The organism is Rathayibacter sp. AY1B8 (genome assembly GCF_002932775.1).
Lineage (GTDB): Bacteria > Actinomycetota > Actinomycetes > Actinomycetales > Microbacteriaceae > Rathayibacter.
Genome location: NZ_PSWJ01000008.1, coordinates 41,056 through 60,381, shown reverse-complemented (window position 1 = coordinate 60,381; position 19,326 = coordinate 41,056). Strand labels below are relative to the sequence as shown.

Below are 19,326 nucleotides of genomic sequence, written 5' to 3'. Positions count from 1 at the left end.
GACGTGATCGGTCGCCAGGCGTCCGCGTGACGTGTCCGCTCGTCGAGCGGGGGCGTGCCGGGGTGAGGCCCGAGGTCGTCGACGGGACCGGCGTCGACTCGCGGACCGCCAGCCGCGCGGGTGGAATCAGTAGTGCGGGGGGACGTCCTGGCGCAGGCGAGCGTCGTTCGGGCCGGTGTCGGGGCGCGCGGGCGGCGCGGAGGGGTCGGCGACCGGAGCATCGTGCGGGGACGGATCGGTGCCGGGCTTCGCGGGGAGCGTCGCCCGCCGGCCGCCGCGGGTGCGCCGCAACGGGCGGTCGGCACCCGCGGGGGCGTCGGGATCCGGCGCCACGATCAGTCGCGCGGCAGCGGCTCGACGGGCTGCGTCTCCCCCGACGCCGGAGCGGCGGCGGCAGCAGGAGCGGCGGGAGCAGCAGCAGCCTCGCCGGCGGCGGGAGCAGGGGTCTGCTCCTCCCCTGCGGTCGCACCGATCAGCCCGGCCACCCGCGCGGCCACGGCCTCGGGGTCGGCGAACAGCTCGAAGTTGTGCACCCGCAGGTAGTGCCAGCCCAGCCGGCGCAGCAGCTCCGGACGCAGGCGCAGCGACACGCGCAGGCTCTGCATGCTCACGTCGCGGTCGGTCTCGACCACCACGGCACGTGTCCCGTGCGCGGCGACGAGGGCCAGCTTGCCCTTGTGCCCGATGTTGACCCGGAGTCCACGGCGCTCGAGGCGCGCGGCGAGATCCACCAGCATCGGCTCCGAGTAGTCGTCGCGGTCGCTCGGCTGGACGCGGTCCTCCGCCTCCGGCAGCACCTGCGCGAGCGCGACCATGCCGTAGCGCATGCGCGACTCGTCGATGTCGCCCGGGCGGAAGCACGAGACGATGTCCATCGAGCGGCGGGCACGGGTCATCCCGACCGCCAGCAGACGCTCTCCGCCCGGCTCCGCGAGCGCGCCGAAGTTCGACAGCAGGCGACCGTGGGGCGTCCGGCCGTAGCCGATCGAGAAGATGACGCGGTCGCGGCTCTGCGCGACCGACTGCTCCAGAGTCACGACGGCGAAGGGCTCGGGCCGATCGCCGAGGATGAAGTCGCTCAGGTCGGTGCGCTTGGCGAAGGCCGTCAGCACCGCCTGCTGCACCCGCACGGCGTGGCGAGGGCTCGCGGTGATGACCATCAGCGACTCGCGCGGACGGATCACGGCGTGCTCGAGCACCAGCTCGACCACCTTCGCCACCTCGGCGTCGACGGACTCGACGGCTCCGGAGTCGTTCTCGGGCATGCCGTGCCCGCTCGCGATGTAGTGGAAGCGGAGCGAGTCGTGTCCGAGGAAGGAGCCGGCCCAGGGCAGGGAGTCGATGCGGCCGCCGTAGAAGCGGCGGTTGACCAGCTCGGCCAGGTCCTCGCCGCCCGCGCGGTAGCTGCGGGTGAGCGTGACGGTGTTGAGCAGCTCGCCGAGTCGGGCGAGCGCCGACTGGGCGTGCAGCGCCTCCACGTCGGTCCGCGAGGCGGTGGAGCCGAACTCCGGCGTCTCGTCGACGCGCAGGCCGAAGGGAGTGGGGGTCTGCGTGACCGGGTCGCCGAACGCGACGACCTGCTTGGCCCGGCGGATCGCTCCGACGTTCTCGGCCAGCGTGGTCGCCCCGGCGTCGACGAGGAACACCGCGTCGAAGGTCGTCTCGGTGCCGATGCGGTGCACCTCGTACGGCGAGGCGAGCCAGGCCGGAGCGAGCACGCGCGAGAGGTGCGGAGCCGCCTTCTGCAGCTCCTGAGGGGTCGTCGCCGCCTCGGTGCGCAGCAGCGCGCGCAGCGCGTCGCGCTCCTGCGGCCAGTCGACGAGCCCGATCTTCCAGGTCTCGGAGAGCTTCCAGGCCAGCAGCTCGGCGCTCGAGGCGGCGTGCGCCTCGTCGACGAGCTTGAAGTCGGCCTCGAGCCGGTCGAGCACGCTCGTGTTGCCGCCGAGCAGCGCACGCTCGTCGGTCAGCATGATCTCGAGCGCCGAGCGCCACCAGGCCAGGTCCAGCTCGCCCGCGACCAGCTCGGCCGGCACGTGGCGGCGCGAGAGGTCGGTGAGCAGCGGGTCCAGGCCCCAGTCGCGCAGGGTGGCGAGGAGGGTCGTCCGCTCCTGGAGGTTGGCCAGCACCTCGCTGTCCTCGGCGAGGCCGGACACCATCGAGGCCAGCTCGGCGAGAGGGAGCGAGGCGAGCTGCAGGTTCGTCCCGCGGCGGCCGAGCGGCTCGTCGAGACGGCTCAGCTGGTCGGTCACCTGCTGGTAGGCCACCTGCACGTCGGCGACGCCGACCGGGACCTCGGGGATCGTGCCGGCGACCGCGTAGCGCTGCCACAGCGTCCGCTGCTGCTGCACCCGGCGGAGCGCCGCGTTGAGGTCGGTGACGTGCGCGCCGGGACGCAGGTACTCGCGGGCGAGCTTCTTCAGGCGCCGGCGGTTGGTGGACGACATCTCGGCGGCCTCGCGGCGCGGCGAGGTGGCGACGATGAGGTCCTGGATCGAGCGGTCGAAGACGGCCGGCTGGAACTTGTCCAGCGTCTCGCGGACGTCCTGCAGCAGGCGCAGGTAGATGCCGAGCTCGGCGACCGACTCGAACGGGCGCATCCGCGTCTGGCCGATGACGTCCTGGGCGCGGTCGAGCAGGCGCGGCAGGTCGCGCAGGTGCAGGCGCTTGGCCAGCTCGTGGGCGATCTCGGCGTCGGCGGTGGAGTCGAACTGGGCCCCGTACCAGGGCGAGTCGCCCGGGCCGTAGCGGAACTCGCCCAGGCGCGCCGACTCGATCAGCATCCGGGTCGCCTCGGGGCGGCTGTGCGCGAGAGCGGTGACGGAGCGGCGGTCGAGGCGGGCGGCGGTCGACGGGGGCGTCCGCAGCTGCGAGAGGCGGGCGAGCTCCTCGAGGGCCTGCAGCGCCGAGACGCCGAAGCTCTCGTCGCGCCGGGAGAGCGCGCCGCGGTAGTCGAGCAGCACCTTCCGCAGCCGGAGCAGGGCGTCGTCGATCTCGCTGACGGAGGGGCGCGCCGCCTTCTCGTTGCGGCCGATCGACTGGATGAGGTCGCGGCGGAGCGTGCGGGGCCCGACCGCGATGCCGCCCAGGCCCGCCGAGAGCAGGCGCTGGTGGATGCTGTCGAGGCTCGACCGGCGGGCGCTGACGACCAGCACGCGCTTGTGCTGGGCGGCCAGGGCGCCGATCGCGTTGACGATGGTCTGGGTGCCGCCCGTGCCGGGAAGGGTCTTCACGACGAGCGAGTTGCCGGCCGCGATGTTCGCGATCACCTGCTCCTGCTCGGCGTCCGCGTCGAGCAGGAGGTTGTCGGTCGCCGGAGGACGCTCGTCCTGCGGGATGATCGACGCCACCTTCTGCGACTGCTGCAGCGCCCGCTTGGCGGCCGGGTTCCCGGCGACGGCGTCGAGGACGGGGTGCTCGAGCATCCGGGCGTCGCGGAGCATGTCGCCCGCCACGTCGGCGAAGCTCGAGACCACGAGGCGCGGGTGCACGGCGAACCACGGCAGGTGCGAGGTCAGGCCGCGCAGCTGGTCGATGACCGGCTGCGGCTTGAAGACGCCGTTCTGCACGGCCAGCTCGACGAACTGCTCGGGGTCGATCGTGATGCCGAACTGCTGCTTGAGGGCGCGCGCGAGCTGCGGGTTGAAGTAGGGCTGGCCCTTGAGCTTGAGCTCGAAGTCGCGGCCGTAGCGGCGGATGGCGAGCGGGCGGAGGAGCACGGGAGCGGTGAACTCCGTGTCGCCGGCGCGCCACTGGGCGAGGCCGATGGCGAGGTGGACGCCCTCGATGCCGCGGACCGAGCGCAGCTCGATCCCCTTGTCGGTGATCGCGCCCGCGGCGTTCTTCGCGGTGCGCAGGGCGAGCTCGTCGCGGATGAGCGAGGAGAGGAGCGTCGTCTTGCCCGAGATGAACGGGGGCAGCCCGCCGGGGTGCGTGGTCGAGAGCTCGATGCGCGTCCGGGGCGAGTCCACGAAGTGGAGCAGGGGCGACGGACCGCCGACCTTGGCGAGCTCGTCGCGCCACGACTGCCACACCGGATCGGCCACGTTGCCGCCCTGGTAGCCGGCCTCGCCGCTCGTCACCTGCACGGGAGAGGTCGCCGTCGGGGAGAGCCGATGCGCGGACGCCTCCCCCTGGTCACCGGATTCGGGTGAGGTCGCCACCGGTCCGGCTCCTGGGAAATCGTCGACTCGTTGCACACGGACACCCTAAACCGGGCACCTCCGAAAGGCCGTAGCGACGCGGGTCGGCGGCACGGCACCTCCGAACGGCTCACCTGCCTGGAGCATCGGAGGCACGCGGAGCGCCGGGTCGGATCGGCGAGCGCGCCCGCCCGATCGGGGCGGGCGGGGGTCAGGAGGGCCAGACGGCCAGGGGCGGCGCCGTCTCGACCCGGCGCTCGTCGCCGACCACGCGGATCCGGCTGCTCACGCGGTCGTGCCCGGCGGCCGCGGCGACCGCGGTCATGACGAGCCGGGCGTGGTCACGCGTGAGATGCCCGAAGGCGCTCCGCAGATCGACGGGGCGGCCGGTGGCGAGCGACACGGCGATGCGCGCGACCGCCTCCTCCGAGAGGTCGAGAAGGCACGCCTGCTCGGCGAGGACGGCGAAGTCGATCCGCGGCGCGGCCTCCGTGGCGGCACCGGCCGCCCACGGGTGCTCGGGGCGGAGGCATCCTGCGCGGACGAGGAGCTGCTCCGCGGCCTCGAGGCCGGGCACGGCGAGGACGGGGATCATGCCGCGGTCCGCTCGGCGCGGCGCCCGGAGGCGCGGACCCCGACGGACACGACGGCCGACAGCAGGCAGGCGACGGCGGCGATCAGCGGCGCGAGCCAGCCGAGGACGCTCACCTCGTCGACGTCCGTGCCGAAGTACTGCCAGTGCGCGATGGCGTAGACGAAGAGGGAGAAGAAGCAGAGCGCGACGCCCGTGAGCGCCGACACCAGGTCTGCCGGACGGACGAGGGGCTCGTGCTCCGCCGAGACGGCCTGCTCGATCGCGGGCTCGGAGAGGGCGGCGGCCGGGACCTGCGGGAGGGTCGCGGTGGCGGGGTGCTGCGTCATGTCTCCGAGGGAACCAGCCTCGCGGTGTCACGGTCGTCACTCGCTGGCATGACGTCCTGAGCCGATCGGATGGTGGCGCAGTCGGCCGGTCAGGGAGCGACGGGACCGTCCGCTCGGGCCGGTCGGCGTCCGAGCGACGACTGGAACCGCAGCAGGTACCCGTCGGGATCGGCGACCACCAGCTGACGGACGCCCGCCTCCTCCGCTCCGACCCGGTACCAGCGGGTCTCGAGCGGCGAGAACAGCGGCGTCCCGGCCTCGGCGAGCGCCGCCGCCGTCCGGTCCGCGTCGTCGACGTGCAGCTGCAGGTTCATCCCCCGGCCGAGCGGGCGCTCCAGCGGTGCCGCGATCCAGTTGCGGCCCCGCTCCGCCTCTTCGAGCATCACGTGCGCGGAGCCGAGGACCAGGTACGCGAAGCCCTCCTCGGGCCGGGCGTAGTGGATCCGGAACCCGCAGGGACCGCACCAGAACCCCAGGCTCCGGTCGAGGTCGGCGACGAGCAGCTCGGGGACGAGATCGGGATCGGCCATCCGCGCGGTCTACGCCTCGGCGCCCTCGGGGCGCTTCGTGCGGCCCGGGAGCAGGAGCAGGCCCGAGACGCCCACGACGATCAGCAGGATGGCCGCGACCGTGACGAAGGAGGCCAGCGCCAGCACGGGCATGATGATCGTCAGGACGCCCGCGATGACCGAGGCGATCCCTGCCGCGATCGGCAGCCACGCGGGGCCGGCGACGGTGCGGCCGCTGGTGATGCTCGAGACGCCGTCGAGGATCCAGCCCGCGCCGATCACGAGGCCCAGGACGCTCAGCGACTCGAACGGGTTCGACAGGCACAGGATGCCTGCGACCAGGATCAGGGCGCCGAGCAGGCCCGCGAGCCAGCGCACCCGGGCATCGAGCCGCGAGGCGGTGAAGGCCAGCAGCAGGCGGAAGACGCCCGCGGCGATCAGGTGGATGCCGAAGACGATGGCGACGGTCAGCAGCGTCGGACCGGGGATCAGGACGGCGATGACGCCGAGCACGATCGCGATCAGCGAGACGGCGATGATCCACCAGCGCTCGACGGAGGTGCGGGACATCGTGGGCGCGGCGGTCTCGGACATGGCGTTCCTTCGCGTCGGGGAGTGCGGACCCCTCGAACGTTAGGGCACCGGGGCGGGGTGGCGCGGGGCCTTGCGCCCGCCCGCCCGTGGACGCAGGTCAGTGGCGCGATCCGGTGCGCGCCGCGGCACGGTGCCGCCGCACGCGGCGCACCACGAGCGCGAGCAGCAGCACGCCGAACGCGCTGTAGATGATCGCGTCGAGCACGCCCGCGTACTGGTCGACGAGCTCGTACTGCGTACCCAGGGCTGCGCCGAGGCCGATCAGCAGGCCGTTCCAGACGCCGGAGCCGAGGATCGTCAGTCCCGAGAACAGCAGCAGGTTCATCCGCTCGGCCCCCGCGGGGAGCGAGATGAGGCTGCGCACGCCCGGGATGAGGCGACCGAAGAGGACCGCCCAGGTGCCGTGCCGGCGGAACCAGCCGACCGCCTTCTCGAAGTCCTCGCGGTCGACCAGCGGGAGCTTGGAGAGCAGGCGGATCGAGCGCTCCGTGCCGATGCGGTGGCCGAGCGCGTAGAGGATCAGGCCGCCGAGGTAGGCGCCGAGGGTCGCCGTGATCACGACCAGCACCAGGTTCATCCGGCCCTGCTGGGCGAGGAAGCCGGCCAGCGGCAGCACGAGCTCGCTCGGGATCGGTGGGAACACCGTCTCGATCAGCGTCAGCAGGCCGACGCCCGCCTCTCCGAGCGCGGCGATCACCCGCGCGGCGACGCCGACGAGCCCGGAGAGCTCGTCGATGCTGTCGGAGGAGGAGGCGGTCGCCACGGAGGCGGGGGCGAGGGCGAGGGTCGCGATCGTCATGACTGAGAAGCTACTCAGTCCGCGGAGCGCGCACCTGGGAATCCGGCGGCCCGCTCAGGGGCGGCCGGTGAGCACGACGGTGTCCGATCCCTGCAGCCGCACCTCGACCGAGGCGATCTCGGAGAGCGGGAGCCCGGTGGCGAGGCTGGGCTCCATCGTCGTCCCTGGCGCGCTCGTCCACGATCCGACGGCCTCGGTGCCGCCCGAGGTGTCCGTGACGTAGAGGACGTAGCCGGCCGAGCCCGCGTACTGCTCGGCCGTGTCGGCCCAGCTGCAGTCCATGTCGATCCGCGTGCCCCACTGCTGCGGCACGAACCGCACGGAGGCCTCGACGGGGACGCCCGGAGCCGCGGCGAGCGAGACGGTCGAGCCGACGGTCTCGACGGGGGCGAGGGACGGGCCGATCGCGAGCGGCAGGGCGACGGCGGCGGCGGCCGAGACGCCCGCGGCGGCGAGCACCAGGCCCGCGATGCGCAGCCGCGTCCGGCGGCGGACGGAGTCGGTGGCCGCGGCGAGGCGGGTCAGCAGTGCCGCCGGAGCCGGATCGCCGGCCGCCTCCGGCTCCTCGACCAGGCGCATCGCCTCGTCCTGGGGCAGGTGGGCCAGCAGGCCCGGCAGCGGGACGAACTCGGCGAGGGACTCGCGGCAGCCGGGGCAGGCGCGCAGGTGCAGCTCGTACTCGCGGCGGTCGGCGGCGGTCATGGATCCGAGGAGGTACGCGGCGTCCCAGTCGCGGAAGGGGTCGTCGTGCCGGTCGTCGGAGGAGGGGTCGCGGTTCACAGCTCCGTCACCCCCCGCTCCTGCAGTGCGAGCTTGAGGGCCCGCATCCCGTAGTGCATCCGCGACTTGACGGTGCCCGGGGCGATCCCCAGCAGCGCGGCGATCTCGGTGACCGTGCGGCCGCCGTAGTAGGCGTGCACGATGACGGCGCGGTGGTCGTGGCTCAGTCCGCTGAGCGCGTCCGAGAGCAGCCAGGCGTCGAGCACCTGGTCGGTGCGGTCGGCGGTCGGGCGCTCGGGGACCTCGTCCGTGCCCAGCTCCCGGGCGTAGCGGGCGCTGCGGCGGTCGTCGATGACGAGGTTCCGGGCCACGGTGTAGAGCCAGGAGCGGGCGGCGGCCTCGCCCTGGGCGAGGATCTCGGGGTGCTTCCAGGCGCGCAGCAGCGCCTCCTGCACGACGTCCTCCGCCATCTGGCGGTCGCCGGTCAGGCGCAGCACGAACCGCCAGAGCGCGCTGGCGTGCTCGTCGTGCAGCGCACGCAGCATCTGGGCCTGATCCTCGGACATCTCCACCTCTTCCTGCACCAACGTAACGGGGGCCCGAACGGTTCAGCCGGTTCGCGCGAGCGGCCGCACTCTGGTACTCCGGAGTCGATGACCTTCCCCGATGCCGACGACGCCGCCCGCGTGCGCTCCTTCCTCCGCGACAACCGCTCGCGGATGCTCGACGACGTCCGGCACCTCGTGATGATCGAGAGCCCCAGCGACTCCCTCGAGGCGCTCGGCGAGCTGCACGCCTTCCTGGTGCACTGGGTGGGAGAGCGGCTCGGGCACGACGCCGACGTGCAGCACCGGCGTGCGCAGGACGCGCCGACCGCGACCAGCTGGACCGTCCCGGCGAGCGGCGGCGCGAGACCGCACCGGGGCACGCGTCCGTTCGTGGCGCTGCTCGGCCACTACGACACGGTGTGGCCCCTGGGCACGACCCGCTCCTGGCCCTTCGCCGTCGACGGCGACCGCCTGAGCGGACCGGGCAGCTACGACATGAAGGCCGGGCTGGTGCAGATGGTGTGGCTGGTGGCCGCGCTCCGCCACGCCGGCGTCCCGCATCCGGCCGTCCGCCTGGTGATGAGCGGGGACGAGGAGATCGGCAGCGCCGCCTCCCGCCCGTTCCTGGAGCGGCAGTGCGCGGGCGCCGACGCGGTCCTGGTGTTCGAGGGCGCGATCGGCGACGCGGTCAAGACGGCGCGCAAGGGCATCGGGCGCTTCGTGATCGACGTGGTCGGGGTCGAGGCGCACGCCGGGGTCGAGCCGGAGAAGGGGGCGAGCGCGATCCACGAGCTCGGCTCGCTGATCCCGCGGGTGCTGGCGATCGCGCGGGAGGAGGAGGGCACCTCGGTCAACATCGGAGTGGTCTCCGGCGGCTCGCGGGTCAACGTGACGACGGCCCGCGTGCGCCTGGAGCTGGAGGCGCGGATCCGCGGATCCGCCGAGGCCGCCCGCGTCGAGGCCGAGCTCGACGCGCTCGCCGCCGCCGACCCGCGCATCCGGCTGGAGGTGCGCGGCTCCTGGGAGCGGCCCGTCTTCGAGCGGACCGCCTCCGTCGCCGCGCTCTACCGCAGGGCCGAGCGGGTCGCGAAGCGGATCGACGTCCCCCTCCGCGAGATCGCGGTCGGCGGGGCGAGCGACGGCAACCTCGTCGCCGCGCTGGGCCTGCCGGTCCTCGACGGGCTCGGCGCCCCGGGCGAGGGTGCGCACGCGCGCAGCGAGGCGATCGGCATCGAGGGCATGCTGGAGCGGACGGCGCTCGCCGCGCTGCTGGTCGCCAGCTTCGGCGACGAGCACTGACCGGCTGCAGAGGAAGGACGAGCGGATGACCCTGTACGAATCGCGCCCCGTAGGCGTCGTGATCGAGGCTCCGGCCGCGGAGGTGTACGCCTTCGTCTCCGACCCGGCGAACCTCCCGCGGTGGGCCGCGGGCCTCGCCTCCTCCGCGCTCGAGCAGGTCGACGGACGCTGGTTCGCCGACTCGCCGATGGGCCGGGTCGAGGTGCGCTTCGCCCCGCAGAACCCGTTCGGCGTCGCGGACCACGAGGTCACGCTCCCCGACGGGACGGTGGTGGACAATCCGCTCCGGGTGCTCGTGAACGGGGACGGCGCCGAGGTGGCCTTCACCGTGCGGCGGCGCCCCGGGATGAGCCTCGACGACTGGGACGAGGACTGCGCGCGGGTCGCGGACGACCTCGAATCGCTCCGGCTGCTGTTCGAGCGCGGGGCGCTGTAGGTTCGTCACAGCTCCGGCGCAGGGCCGGCACCCGTGAGAACGAGGACGCGATGACCTCCCCCGATCGTCCGAGCACCCGCCCCGCAAGCGGCATCGAGCTCAACGGCCTCGACACGATCCAGGAGTCGGAGCGGCACGGCCGCCCTCGCGACCTGTTCTGGCCGTGGTTCGCCGCGAACGTGTCCGTGCTCGGGCTGAGCTACGGCTCCTTCCTCCTCGGCTTCGGCCTCTCCTTCGGGCAGGCGACGCTCGTCAGCGTGATCGGGATCGTCGTCTCGTTCCTCTTCTGCGGTCTGGTCGCCGTCGCCGGCAAGCGCGGCTCCGCCCCCACGATGGTGCTCAGCCGGGCGGCCTTCGGGGTCGACGGCAACCGCCTCATCTCGGTGATCTCCTGGCTGCTCACGGTGGGCTGGGAGACGGTGCTGGCCTCCCTCGCGGTGCTCGCGACGGCGACGGTGTTCGAGGAGTTCGGCTGGGACGGGGGCGTGCTCACCAAGGTGGTCGCGCTGATCGTGGTCGCCGCGCTCATCGTGATCGCCGGGATCGCGGGCTTCCGCCTGATCATGCGGCTCCAGCTCGCGATCACCGTCGCGACCGCCGTGCTGACCGTGGTCTACGTCGTGCTCGTCCTCGACCGGATCGACCTCGCCGCCGTCGGCGCCCTGCCCGCGGGCTCGGCCGCCGCGGTCATCGGCGGGCTCGTGTTCATGATGACCGGCTTCGGGCTGGGCTGGGTGAACGCCGCGGCCGACTACTCCCGCTACCTCCCCCGCGGTGCCCGCACGAGCGGAGTGATCGCGTGGACGACGATCGGCGGAGCGGTCGCGCCCGTCGTGCTGGTGGTCGTCGGCCTGCTGCTGGCCGGCTCCTCGCAGGAGCTCTCGGACGCGATCGCCGCGGACCCGATCGGAGCGCTCGCCGGGATCCTGCCGACCTGGTTCCTGCTCCCCTTCATCGTCGTCGCGCTGCTCGGCCTGATAGGCGGGGCCGTGATGGACATCTACTCCTCGGGCCTGGCGCTGCTCAGCACGGGGCTCAAGGTCTCGCGGCCGGTGGCCGCCGGGATCGACGGCGTGCTGATGGTCCTCGGAGCGGTCTACGTCGTGTTCGTCGCGGGCGACTTCCTCGGCCCGTTCCAGGGCTTCCTGATCACCCTCGGCGTGCCGATCGCGGCCTGGCTCGGCGTGTTCCTCGCCGACCTCCTCCTCCGCCGGCGCGACTACGACCAGGAAGCCCTGTACGACTCCCGCGGCCGCTACGGCAGCGTCTCGGCGGTCCCCGTGGCCCTCGTGCTGATCGGCGCCGTCGTCGGCTGGGGCCTGGTGGTCAACTACTCCCCCGGGTTCGAGTGGGAGGGCTACCTCCTCGGCCCGCTCGGCGGCCGCGACGGCGACTGGGCCGGCGCCAACCTCGGCGTCCTCGTGGCGCTCGTGATCGGCTTCGCGGGAACGCTCGCCCTCTCGCGCGGGGCCGTCCGCCGCCAGGAGGCCTCGGCGTGAGCCTGCTCGTCGCGATCGACCTGCAGCACGTCTTCGCCGACGCCGAGTCGCCGTGGGGATCCGGCGGGTTCGAGCGCGCGGCCGACGGGACCCGCCGGCTCCTCCCGGCGTTCGGCGAGCGGGTCGTGACCACCCGCTTCGTCGCCCCGGAGCGGCCCGCCGGCGCGTGGATCCCCTACTACCGCGAGTGGCCGTTCGCGCTCGTCCCCGAGAGCGACCGGCTCTACGAGCTCGTGGCCGGGTTCGAGGGCCACCGCACGATCACCGCGACGACCTTCGGCAAGTGGGGGCCCGAGCTCGAGGCCGAGCTCGACGACTCCCGCGAGCTCGTGCTCACCGGCGTCTCGACCGACTGCTGCGTGCTCTCGACGGCGCTGGCGGCCGCGGACGCCGGAGTGCGGGTCAGGGTCGCCGCGGACGCCTGCGCGGGCGCCTCCGAGGCCGACCATCAGCGCGCGCTCGACGCCATGTCCCTGTACGCGCCGCTGATCGAGATCACGAGCGTGGACGCGGTGCTGGCGGACCTGCGCGACCGGGGCTGAGACCGCGGTCGGGACGCGAGCCGCTTGCGCCGGTCGGCCCCGCGCGTCGCGGGGCGACCCCGTCACCCGGCATGATGTCGGCATGTCCTCCACCGACGAGCGCGTCAGCCCGGCTTCCCGCACCCTGGTCATCGGCGAGGCGCTGATCGACATCGTCGAGCGCGACGGCAGCGCCACGGAGCACGTCGGCGGCTCCCCGGCCAACGTCGCCCTCACGCTCGCCCGACTCGGGCGGCCCGCGACCCTCGTCACCGACATCGCCGACGACGAGCGCGGCCGCCGCATCAGCGCCCACCTCGAGGCCTCCGGCGTGGAGGTCCGGCACGGCGACTCGGAGCGCACCAGCACCGCTCGGGCGGTCCTCGCCGCGGACGGGTCGGCCCGCTACGTCTTCGACCTCTCCTGGAACCCGCCGGCGGCGGACCCGGAGGGCGCCTCCCACGTCCACACCGGTTCCATCGCGATCTTCCTCGAGCCGGGCGGATCCGCCGTGCTCGAGCTCCTCGAGGCACTGCCCGCCGGAGTGACGGCGAGCGTCGACGCGAACATCCGCCCGGCTCTGGTCGGCGCGCACGCCGAGGCGCTCGCGCGCTTCGAGCGGATCGCCGCCGCGTGCGAGGTCGTGAAGCTCAGCGACGAGGACGCGGAGTGGCTCTACCCGACGATGCAGCTCGACGAGGTCCTCAGCCGGCTGCTCTCCCTCGGGTCGCAGCTCGCGGTCGTCACCCGCGGCGCGGAGGGACTGCTGCTGGCCTCGGCCATGACGCGGGTGACCGTGCCCGCCGCCCGGATCGTGGTGGCGGACACGATCGGCGCCGGCGACTCCGCGATGGGCGCGATCCTCGACGAGGCGTTCCGCCAGGGCCTCGGCGCCGCGAACGGGATGCTCCTCGACGGCCCCGCCCTGCACGCGATCGGCCGCCACGCCGCGCACGTCGCCGGCATCACGACCTCCCGCTCCGGCGCGAACCCGCCCACCCGCGACGAGCTCTGAGGACCGGGGGCGGACCTTCTGCAGGACGCCCCTGGTGCTCGCGTCGGGACGCGGAGATACTGGGCGCACCTCGACGGAAAGGTGTGCCGTGCCCACTTCACTGAGCCCCTACATCGGCTTCGACGGCTCCGCGCAGGAGGCGATGGAGTTCTACCGGGACGTCCTCGGCGGCGAGCTCAGCTCCAGCCGCTTCGGCGACTTCGGGATGAGCGCGGATCCGGCCGACCAGGACCGGATCATGCACGCCCAGCTCGTCACGCCGAGCGGGATGATCCTGATGGGCTCCGACTCCCCCTCCTCGAGCCCGGCCGAGAGCGGCGCCCGCATCACGATCGCGCTCTTCGGCGACGACGACGCCGAGCTGAGCGGCTACTGGGACGGCCTGGCCGAGGGCGGCACGGTCGTCGAGCCGCTGGTCGCCTCACCCTGGGGCGACCGCTTCGGGATGCTGGTCGACCGCTACGGCGTCGGCTGGATGGTGAACATCGCCGGTCCGCCGGCCTGAGGCTCCTCCCCAGCACGGGATCGGGGCACGCCTCCCCCGGGTGCGTCCACCCGTCCCGCCGGACGCCGCGGCGGGCGCAGAATGGAGGGGCCGCTCCCGCTCCGGGGGCCGTCCCACCTCTCACGAAGGCTGCAGATGACGATCACGCTCGGGTACAAGGCATCGGCGGAGCAGTTCGGCGCCCGGGAGCTCGTCGAGCTCGCGGTCGGCGCCGAGCGGCACGGCTTCGAGACCGCGGTCGTCTCGGACCACTTCCAGCCGTGGCGGCACACGGGCGGGCACGCGCCGTTCTCCCTCGCCTGGCTCGCCGCGGCCGGTGAGCGCACCTCCACCATCACCCTCGGCACCTCCGTGATGACCCCGCACTACCGCTACAACCCCGCCGTCATCGCCCAGGCGTTCGGCACGCTCGGCGTGCTCTACCCCGAGCGGATCATGCTCGGCGTCGGCACCGGCGAGGCGCTGAACGAGGTCGCCACCGGCTACCAGGGCGCGGGCGAGCAGACCTGGCCCGAATTCAAGGAGCGCTTCGCCCGCCTGCGCGAGGCCGTGCGGCTCATGCGCGCGCTCTGGGCGGGCGACCGCGTCACCTTCGACGGCGAGTACTACTCCACGCACGAGGCGTCGATCTACGACAAGCCCGAGAGCGGCGTGCCGGTCTACATCGCGGCGGGCGGCCCCGTCGTCGCGAAGTACGCCGGCCGCGCGGGCGACGGCTTCATCTGCACGTCGGGCAAGGGCATGGAGCTCTACACCGAGAAGCTGCTCCCCGCCGTCGAGGAGGGCGCCGCGGCGGCCGATCGCGACTCCTCGACCATCGACCGCATGATCGAGATCAAGCTCTCCTACGATCCCGATCCGGCGCTCGCGCTCGAGAACACGCGCTTCTGGGCGCCGCTCTCGCTGTCGCCGGAGCAGAAGCACTCGCTGACCGATCCGGTCGACATGGAGCGCGCCGCCGACGAGCTGCCGATCGAGCAGGTCGCGAAGCGCTGGATCGTCGGCTCCGACCCCGAGGAGACGGTCGCGCAGATCAAGCCCTACGTCGACGCGGGCTTCACCCACCTGGTCTTCCACGCCCCGGGCGACGACCAGCAGCGCTTCTTCGACGCCTTCGAGCGCGACCTCGCGCCGCGGCTGCGCGCGCTCTGACCTCCGCCTCCGCCACGACCCCCTTCGGAAGGGCCGCTCCCGCATGACCACGGCCACCCTGCTCGCCCGGCTCGACCGCGGCGAGGCGCTGACGCGCGAGACCGCCGAGGAGCTCCTCGGCGCGCGCGGCGACGACCTCGACCTGCTGCTGGAGGCCGCCGGCCGCCTGCGCGACGACGGACTCGCCCGCCGCGGACGGCCCGGCGTCGTCACCTACTCGCGGAAGGTCTTCGTCCCGCTGACCAAGCTCTGCCGCGACCGGTGCCACTACTGCGTCTTCGTGGAGACACCGGGCGGGCTCGCGGCCAAGCGCGAGTCGACCTTCATGGAGCCGGAGGAGATCCTCGAGGTCGCCCGCGCCGGTGCCGCGCTCGGCTGCAAGGAGGCCCTGTTCACGCTCGGCGACCGCCCGGAGGACCGGTGGCCGGTCGCCCGCGCCTGGCTCGCCGAGCACGGCTACGCCTCGACGCTCGAGTACGTGCGCGCGATGGCCGTCCTGGTCATGAGCGAGACGGGCATGGTCACGCACCTGAACCCCGGCGTGATGTCGTGGGCCGAGCTGCAGCGGCTCCGCCCGGTCGCGCCCTCGATGGGCATGATGCTCGAGACGACCGCCGAGCGCCTCTGGTCCGAGAAGGGCGGCGTGCACTACGGCTCCCCGGACAAGGACCCGGCGCTGCGCCTGCGCGTGCTCGAGGACGCGGGCCGCAGCCGCATCCCCTTCACCACCGGCGTGCTGCTGGGCATCGGCGAGAACGCGGCGGAGCGGGCGGACGCCCTCTTCGCGATCCGCGAGTCCCACGAGCGGTGGGGCCACGTGCAGGAGTGCATCGTCCAGAACTTCCGCGCGAAGCCGCGGACGGCCATGCAGAACGAGGTCGACCTCGAGCTGCAGGAGTACGTGGCCAACGTCGCGGTCGCGCGCCTCGTGCTGGGCGCCGAGGCGACGATCCAAGCGCCGCCGAACCTCACCGACGAGCAGGAGCTCGGGCTGCTGCTGCGCGCCGGGGTCGACGACTGGGGCGGTGTCAGCCCGCTCACGGCGGATCACGTGAATCCGGAGCGCCCCTGGCCGAACATCGACGACCTCGCGCGGCTCACCGCGGCGGCCGGCTACCGGCTGCACGAGCGGCTGACCGCCCACCCGCAGTACCTCCGCGACTCGGCCACCTGGATCGATCCGCGCGTCGCTCCCTACGTCGAGGCGCTCGCCGACCGCGGGACCTGGCTCGCCGACGAGGCGGCAGCGGTCCTCCCCCGGCCCTACCGCGACTCGCTCGACGCCCTGCCCCGACCGGTCGCGCCCGCCCTCGGCGCCGTGCTCGCCCGGGCGGAGACGGACCCCGCCGGTCTCGAGGACGCCGACTACCTCGCCCTGCTCGCAGCCGACGGCGACGACCTCGACGCCCTCTCCGCTCTGGCGGACGACCTGCGGCACGACGCCGCCGGCGACGAGGTCTCGGTCGTCGTCAACCGCAACATCGACACCTCCCTCTGGGGAGACGGCGGGCTGACCGTCGAGCGGCTGGAGGAGCTCGCCGACGAGGCGGTCGCGCTCGGCGCCACCGAGCTCTGCCTCCAGGGCGCGATCGGACCGGAGCACCCGGGCGACGATCTGCTGCTGATCGTCCGCACGCTGAAGCAGCGGCAGGCCTCGCTGCACCTGCACGCCTACCGGCCCGGCGAGATCCTCGAGGTCGCCCGGCGCACGGGCCGAACCCTGCCCGCGATGCTCGACGCTCTGCGCGAGGCCGGCGTGGACTCCGTCCCGGGGACCGCCGCCCGCATACTCGACGACGACGTCCGCGCCGTCCTGAGCGAGGGGACGGACCCGACCGTGGCCGAGTGGCGGGAGGCGATCACGGCCGCGCACCGCAGCGGCCTCCGCTCCACCTCGACCATGGTCTACGGACACGTCGAGACCCCCGAGCAGCAGCTCGCACACCTGCGCACGCTCGCGGCGATCCAGGACGAGACCGGCGGCTTCACCGAGTTCATCGCGATGCCCTTCGTCCCGGCGGAGGCGCCTCCGGCCGTGGTGCGCGCGAGCCGGGGCGGGCCGACCCTCCGCGAGACCCGCGCCGTGCACGCCGTCGCACGGCTCGTCCTCCACGGCCGGATCGCCCACGTGCAGACCGCCTGGACCAAGCTCGGACTGCACGCGGCGCAGGTCCTCCTGCGCGGCGGGGCGGACGACCTCGGCGGCCTGCTGCTCGACGGCGCCCTGCGGCCCGAGGCCGGAGCGGAGGCCTACCGCTCGCTCGACATCGCGACCGTCGCCCGGCTGAGCGGCGAGATCGGCCGCGGCTGGCGCCAGCGCACCACGACGTACGGCGTGGTCGCGCCGGAGAGGGCGCTGCGGGCGGAGCCCGTCGCAGCGGCGGGTCCTCAGCGGATGCGCCTCCCGGTCCGCGGGACCCGCCGGGCGTCATGACCCGCTCCGAGTACCTGCGGCGCCAGGCCGAGCTGGTCCGGGAGGAGCGGATCGAGTCGGACAGCGCCACCGTGCGGCTGCTGACCGCGGGCGCCGGGAGCCCGCGCGCGGTCCTGATGCTGACCGGCGTCGGCCGGGGCGCGCGGAGCGACACCGGGCTGCTGCTGCCGATGCTGGCGCGGCGCCACCGCGTCGCCGCGCTCGAGCTCGCCGATCTCGGCGACCCCTGGCTCGACGGACCCGCCGCGGTCCGCGCCTCCCTGGACGCGCTCGGCGCCGACGAGGCCGTCCTGATCGGCCACTCGCTCGGAGCCGCCGTGGCCCTCGCCGCGGGCGATCGGCGGGTGCGCGCCCTCGCCCTCGTGGCCGGATGGCTGCGGCCGACGGAGCGCCTCCTCCGCGCGGCGCGCCTCTGGCCGATGCTCCCGCCCGACGCGCAGGAGGAGGCCGCTCGGCTCCTCGCCGTCCGCTCGGCCACCGCCTCCTCCCCGTGGGGCGCCGACGTCGCCAGGATGCTCGCCGCCTCCGCCCGGGCCGACGTCGCTGCGGCCGCCTCGGACTGCCGGGTTCCCGCCCTCGTGGTCGGCTGCTCCGCCGACGCCGTCGCCGGCGTCGAGGGCGCCGAGGCCCTGCTCGGCGCCATCGACGACGCCCGCTACGCCGTCCTCGACTCCGGTCACGCCGTGCTCGCCGAGCGGCCCGCCGAGCTCCTCGCCGTCCTCGAGCACTTCCTCGCCGATCCGCACCGCGACCCGGCGGGCAGCGTCCTGGCGAGGACGACGGTCTGATGGACGTCGACGTCGTCGTGATCGGCGCCGGGTTCGCCGGGCTCGGAGCCGCGGTCCGCCTGGAGCGCCGCGGCGGGACCTCGTTCGTCGTGCTGGAGCGCGCCGAGCGGATCGGCGGGACCTGGCGGGACAACGTCTACCCCGGAGTCTCCTGCGACATCCCCTCGCACCTCTACTCCTACTCCTTCGCCCCCGAGGCCGACTGGTCGGCGTTCTACGCCCCCGGGGCCGAGATCCAGTCCTACCTCGAGCGCGTCGTCGAGAAGGAGGGCCTGGCGCCCCGGCTCCGGCTGGGGACCGAGGTGCTCGAGGCGGTCTTCGACGAGGAGGCGCACCGCTGGCGGGTGCGCACCTCCCGGGGCGACTACTCCGCCGCGGTCCTCCTCGTCTGCGCGGGGCGCCTCTCCGAGCCCCGCCTCCCGGCCGTCCCGGGCCTGGATTCGTTCGCGGGTCCCGCCTTCCATTCCGCCCGCTGGAGGGACGACGTCGACCTCAACGGGAAGCGCGTCGGCATCGTCGGCTCGGGAGCCTCCGCCGTGCAGATCGTGCCGCACCTCGCCGAGCGCGCCGCCGAGGTGGTGCTCTTCCAGCGCTCGGCCCCGTACGTCGTCCCCCGCCGGAACCGCCCGTACCCGCCGGAGGAGCGCCGAACCCTCTCCCGCGCGCCCGGGGCCCTCGCGAGGCTCCGCGAGGAGCTGTTCTGGCGCGCCGAGCTCGGCTTCGCCGGCCGCGTCGCCGTGCCCGAGGCCATCGATCGGCTGCGGGCGGAGGCGCTCGGCCACCTCGAGGCGCAGATCATCGATCCCGCGCTCCGCGCCGTGCTGACTCCGGACTACGAGATCGGCTGCAAGCGCGTGCTCCTCTCGGACGACTACTACCCCGCTCTCGCGCAGCCGCACGTCCGCGTCGTCCCCGGTCCGCTCCGGCGCATCGAGGAGGGCGCCGCGCTCGGCGACGACGGCGTCCCGCACAGGGTCGACGTGCTCGTCTTCGCGACCGGCTTCCACTCCACGCGGCCGCCCTTCGCCCGGCGCATCCGCGGCCGCGGCGGCGTCCTCCTCGCCGACCGCTGGGCCGACGGCATGGTCGCCTACGAGTCGACCGCGGTCCACGGGTTCCCGAGCCTCTTCGTCGTCAACGGCCCCAACGCGAGCCTCGGCCACAACTCCGCGGTGCACATGATCGAGACGCAGATCGCCTACGTGCTCGCCGCGCTCGACCACCTCGCGGTCTCCGGCGCCGACCGGCTCGAGGTCACCGCCGAGGCCGAGGCCGCCTCCGTCGCCCGCCTCGACGCCCTCAGCGCCGACACCGTCTGGACCAACGGCGGCTGCGAGAGCTGGTACCTGGACGACAACCGGCGACTCACGCTGCTCTGGCCCGACTTCGCCTTCGCCTTCCGCGAGGAGCTCGGCCGGTTCGACCCCTCGGCCTACACGACCTGACC

The 19,326-nt window shown here is 74.0% G+C and carries 18 protein-coding genes; 10 read left to right on the top strand and 8 right to left on the bottom strand.

Annotated elements, in window-relative coordinates; genetic code table 11:
* Positions 1-335: 335 nt before the first annotated feature.
* The 8 genes from C5C63_RS07240 to C5C63_RS07205 form a co-directional block, all read right to left on the bottom strand.
* Positions 336-4,160, bottom strand: a complete 3,825-nt coding sequence (locus C5C63_RS07240; protein ID WP_374954093.1) for a DEAD/DEAH box helicase — start codon at positions 4,158-4,160, stop codon at positions 336-338.
* Positions 4,161-4,350: 190 nt separating this feature from the next.
* On the bottom strand, positions 4,351-4,734 hold the full coding sequence (locus C5C63_RS07235; protein WP_104325774.1) for a hypothetical protein: 384 nt from the start codon (positions 4,732-4,734) through the stop codon (positions 4,351-4,353).
* Positions 4,731-5,060, bottom strand: a complete 330-nt coding sequence (locus tag C5C63_RS07230; RefSeq protein WP_104325773.1) for a hypothetical protein — start codon at positions 5,058-5,060, stop codon at positions 4,731-4,733. Before C5C63_RS07230 ends, C5C63_RS07235 begins: the two co-directional genes overlap by 4 nt.
* An 89-nt stretch (positions 5,061-5,149) precedes the next feature.
* A complete protein-coding gene (locus C5C63_RS07225; protein ID WP_104325772.1) occupies positions 5,150-5,590 on the bottom strand; it encodes a VOC family protein in 441 nt (146 codons plus the stop codon).
* Positions 5,591-5,599: 9 nt separating this feature from the next.
* A complete protein-coding gene (locus C5C63_RS07220; protein WP_104232862.1) occupies positions 5,600-6,163 on the bottom strand; it encodes an HdeD family acid-resistance protein in 564 nt (187 codons plus the stop codon).
* A gap of 97 nt (positions 6,164-6,260) precedes the next feature.
* On the bottom strand, positions 6,261-6,962 hold the full coding sequence (locus C5C63_RS07215; RefSeq protein WP_104225072.1) for a DedA family protein: 702 nt from the start codon (positions 6,960-6,962) through the stop codon (positions 6,261-6,263).
* 54 nt (positions 6,963-7,016) lie between these two features.
* Positions 7,017-7,742 carry an anti-sigma factor gene (locus tag C5C63_RS07210; protein ID WP_104325771.1) on the bottom strand — a complete coding sequence of 242 codons (726 nt, stop codon included), beginning with the start codon at positions 7,740-7,742 and terminating at the stop codon, positions 7,017-7,019.
* On the bottom strand, positions 7,739-8,248 hold the full coding sequence (locus tag C5C63_RS07205) for a sigma-70 family RNA polymerase sigma factor (protein ID WP_104225070.1): 510 nt from the start codon (positions 8,246-8,248) through the stop codon (positions 7,739-7,741). Before C5C63_RS07205 ends, C5C63_RS07210 begins: the two co-directional genes overlap by 4 nt.
* 87 nt (positions 8,249-8,335) lie before the next feature.
* Between C5C63_RS07205 and C5C63_RS07200 the strand changes: the two genes are divergently transcribed.
* From C5C63_RS07200 to C5C63_RS07155, 10 genes are all read left to right on the top strand, one after another.
* Positions 8,336-9,529: a M20/M25/M40 family metallo-hydrolase gene (locus tag C5C63_RS07200; RefSeq protein ID WP_104225069.1), complete on the top strand. Its 1,194-nt coding sequence runs from the start codon at positions 8,336-8,338 to the stop codon at positions 9,527-9,529.
* Between the two features lie 25 nt (positions 9,530-9,554).
* The gene (locus C5C63_RS07195; protein ID WP_104249452.1) at positions 9,555-9,965 is read left to right on the top strand and encodes an SRPBCC family protein; all 411 of its coding nucleotides are present in this window, start codon (positions 9,555-9,557) and stop codon (positions 9,963-9,965) included.
* A gap of 50 nt (positions 9,966-10,015) precedes the next feature.
* Complete coding sequence (locus C5C63_RS07190) at positions 10,016-11,464, top strand: cytosine permease (RefSeq protein ID WP_104225067.1); 1,449 nt, start codon at positions 10,016-10,018, stop codon at positions 11,462-11,464.
* A complete protein-coding gene (locus tag C5C63_RS07185) occupies positions 11,461-12,006 on the top strand; it encodes a cysteine hydrolase family protein (RefSeq protein ID WP_104325770.1) in 546 nt (181 codons plus the stop codon). The genes C5C63_RS07190 and C5C63_RS07185 overlap by 4 nt, the downstream gene beginning before the upstream one ends.
* 82 nt (positions 12,007-12,088) lie before the next feature.
* Positions 12,089-13,000, top strand: coding sequence for a carbohydrate kinase (locus C5C63_RS07180; protein ID WP_104266866.1), 912 nt, complete (start codon positions 12,089-12,091; stop codon positions 12,998-13,000).
* Between the two features lie 88 nt (positions 13,001-13,088).
* On the top strand, positions 13,089-13,505 hold the full coding sequence (locus C5C63_RS07175) for a VOC family protein (protein ID WP_104325769.1): 417 nt from the start codon (positions 13,089-13,091) through the stop codon (positions 13,503-13,505).
* A 135-nt stretch (positions 13,506-13,640) separates the two neighbouring features.
* Positions 13,641-14,657 (top strand): glucose-6-phosphate dehydrogenase (coenzyme-F420), encoded by a 1,017-nt coding sequence (fgd, locus tag C5C63_RS07170; protein ID WP_219814369.1) that lies wholly within the window; start codon positions 13,641-13,643, stop codon positions 14,655-14,657.
* A 43-nt stretch (positions 14,658-14,700) separates the two neighbouring features.
* Complete coding sequence (cofG, locus tag C5C63_RS07165) at positions 14,701-17,091, top strand: 7,8-didemethyl-8-hydroxy-5-deazariboflavin synthase CofG (protein ID WP_104325768.1); 2,391 nt, start codon at positions 14,701-14,703, stop codon at positions 17,089-17,091.
* Complete coding sequence (locus C5C63_RS07160) at positions 17,088-17,879, top strand: alpha/beta fold hydrolase (RefSeq protein ID WP_104261108.1); 792 nt, start codon at positions 17,088-17,090, stop codon at positions 17,877-17,879. The genes cofG and C5C63_RS07160 overlap by 4 nt, the downstream gene beginning before the upstream one ends.
* Positions 17,879-19,324 carry an NAD(P)/FAD-dependent oxidoreductase gene (locus tag C5C63_RS07155; RefSeq protein WP_104232871.1) on the top strand — a complete coding sequence of 482 codons (1,446 nt, stop codon included), beginning with the start codon at positions 17,879-17,881 and terminating at the stop codon, positions 19,322-19,324. The genes C5C63_RS07160 and C5C63_RS07155 overlap by 1 nt, the downstream gene beginning before the upstream one ends.
* Positions 19,325-19,326: the final 2 nt, after the last annotated feature.

Coding starts and splice junctions, on each gene's coding strand:
- C5C63_RS07235 (WP_104325774.1), bottom strand. CDS start 4,734: ATGATCCCCGTCCTCGCCGTGCCCGGCCTCGAGGCCGCGGAGCAGCTC.
- C5C63_RS07230 (WP_104325773.1), bottom strand. CDS start 5,060: ATGACGCAGCACCCCGCCACCGCGACCCTCCCGCAGGTCCCGGCCGCC.
- C5C63_RS07225 (WP_104325772.1), bottom strand. CDS start 5,590: ATGGCCGATCCCGATCTCGTCCCCGAGCTGCTCGTCGCCGACCTCGAC.
- C5C63_RS07220 (WP_104232862.1), bottom strand. CDS start 6,163: ATGTCCGAGACCGCCGCGCCCACGATGTCCCGCACCTCCGTCGAGCGC.
- C5C63_RS07215 (WP_104225072.1), bottom strand. CDS start 6,962: ATGACGATCGCGACCCTCGCCCTCGCCCCCGCCTCCGTGGCGACCGCC.
- C5C63_RS07205 (WP_104225070.1), bottom strand. CDS start 8,248: ATGTCCGAGGATCAGGCCCAGATGCTGCGTGCGCTGCACGACGAGCAC.
- C5C63_RS07200 (WP_104225069.1), top strand. CDS start 8,336: ATGACCTTCCCCGATGCCGACGACGCCGCCCGCGTGCGCTCCTTCCTC.
- C5C63_RS07195 (WP_104249452.1), top strand. CDS start 9,555: ATGACCCTGTACGAATCGCGCCCCGTAGGCGTCGTGATCGAGGCTCCG.
- C5C63_RS07190 (WP_104225067.1), top strand. CDS start 10,016: ATGACCTCCCCCGATCGTCCGAGCACCCGCCCCGCAAGCGGCATCGAG.
- C5C63_RS07180 (WP_104266866.1), top strand. CDS start 12,089: ATGTCCTCCACCGACGAGCGCGTCAGCCCGGCTTCCCGCACCCTGGTC.
- fgd (WP_219814369.1), top strand. CDS start 13,641: ATGACGATCACGCTCGGGTACAAGGCATCGGCGGAGCAGTTCGGCGCC.
- cofG (WP_104325768.1), top strand. CDS start 14,701: ATGACCACGGCCACCCTGCTCGCCCGGCTCGACCGCGGCGAGGCGCTG.
- C5C63_RS07160 (WP_104261108.1), top strand. CDS start 17,088: ATGACCCGCTCCGAGTACCTGCGGCGCCAGGCCGAGCTGGTCCGGGAG.
- C5C63_RS07155 (WP_104232871.1), top strand. CDS start 17,879: ATGGACGTCGACGTCGTCGTGATCGGCGCCGGGTTCGCCGGGCTCGGA.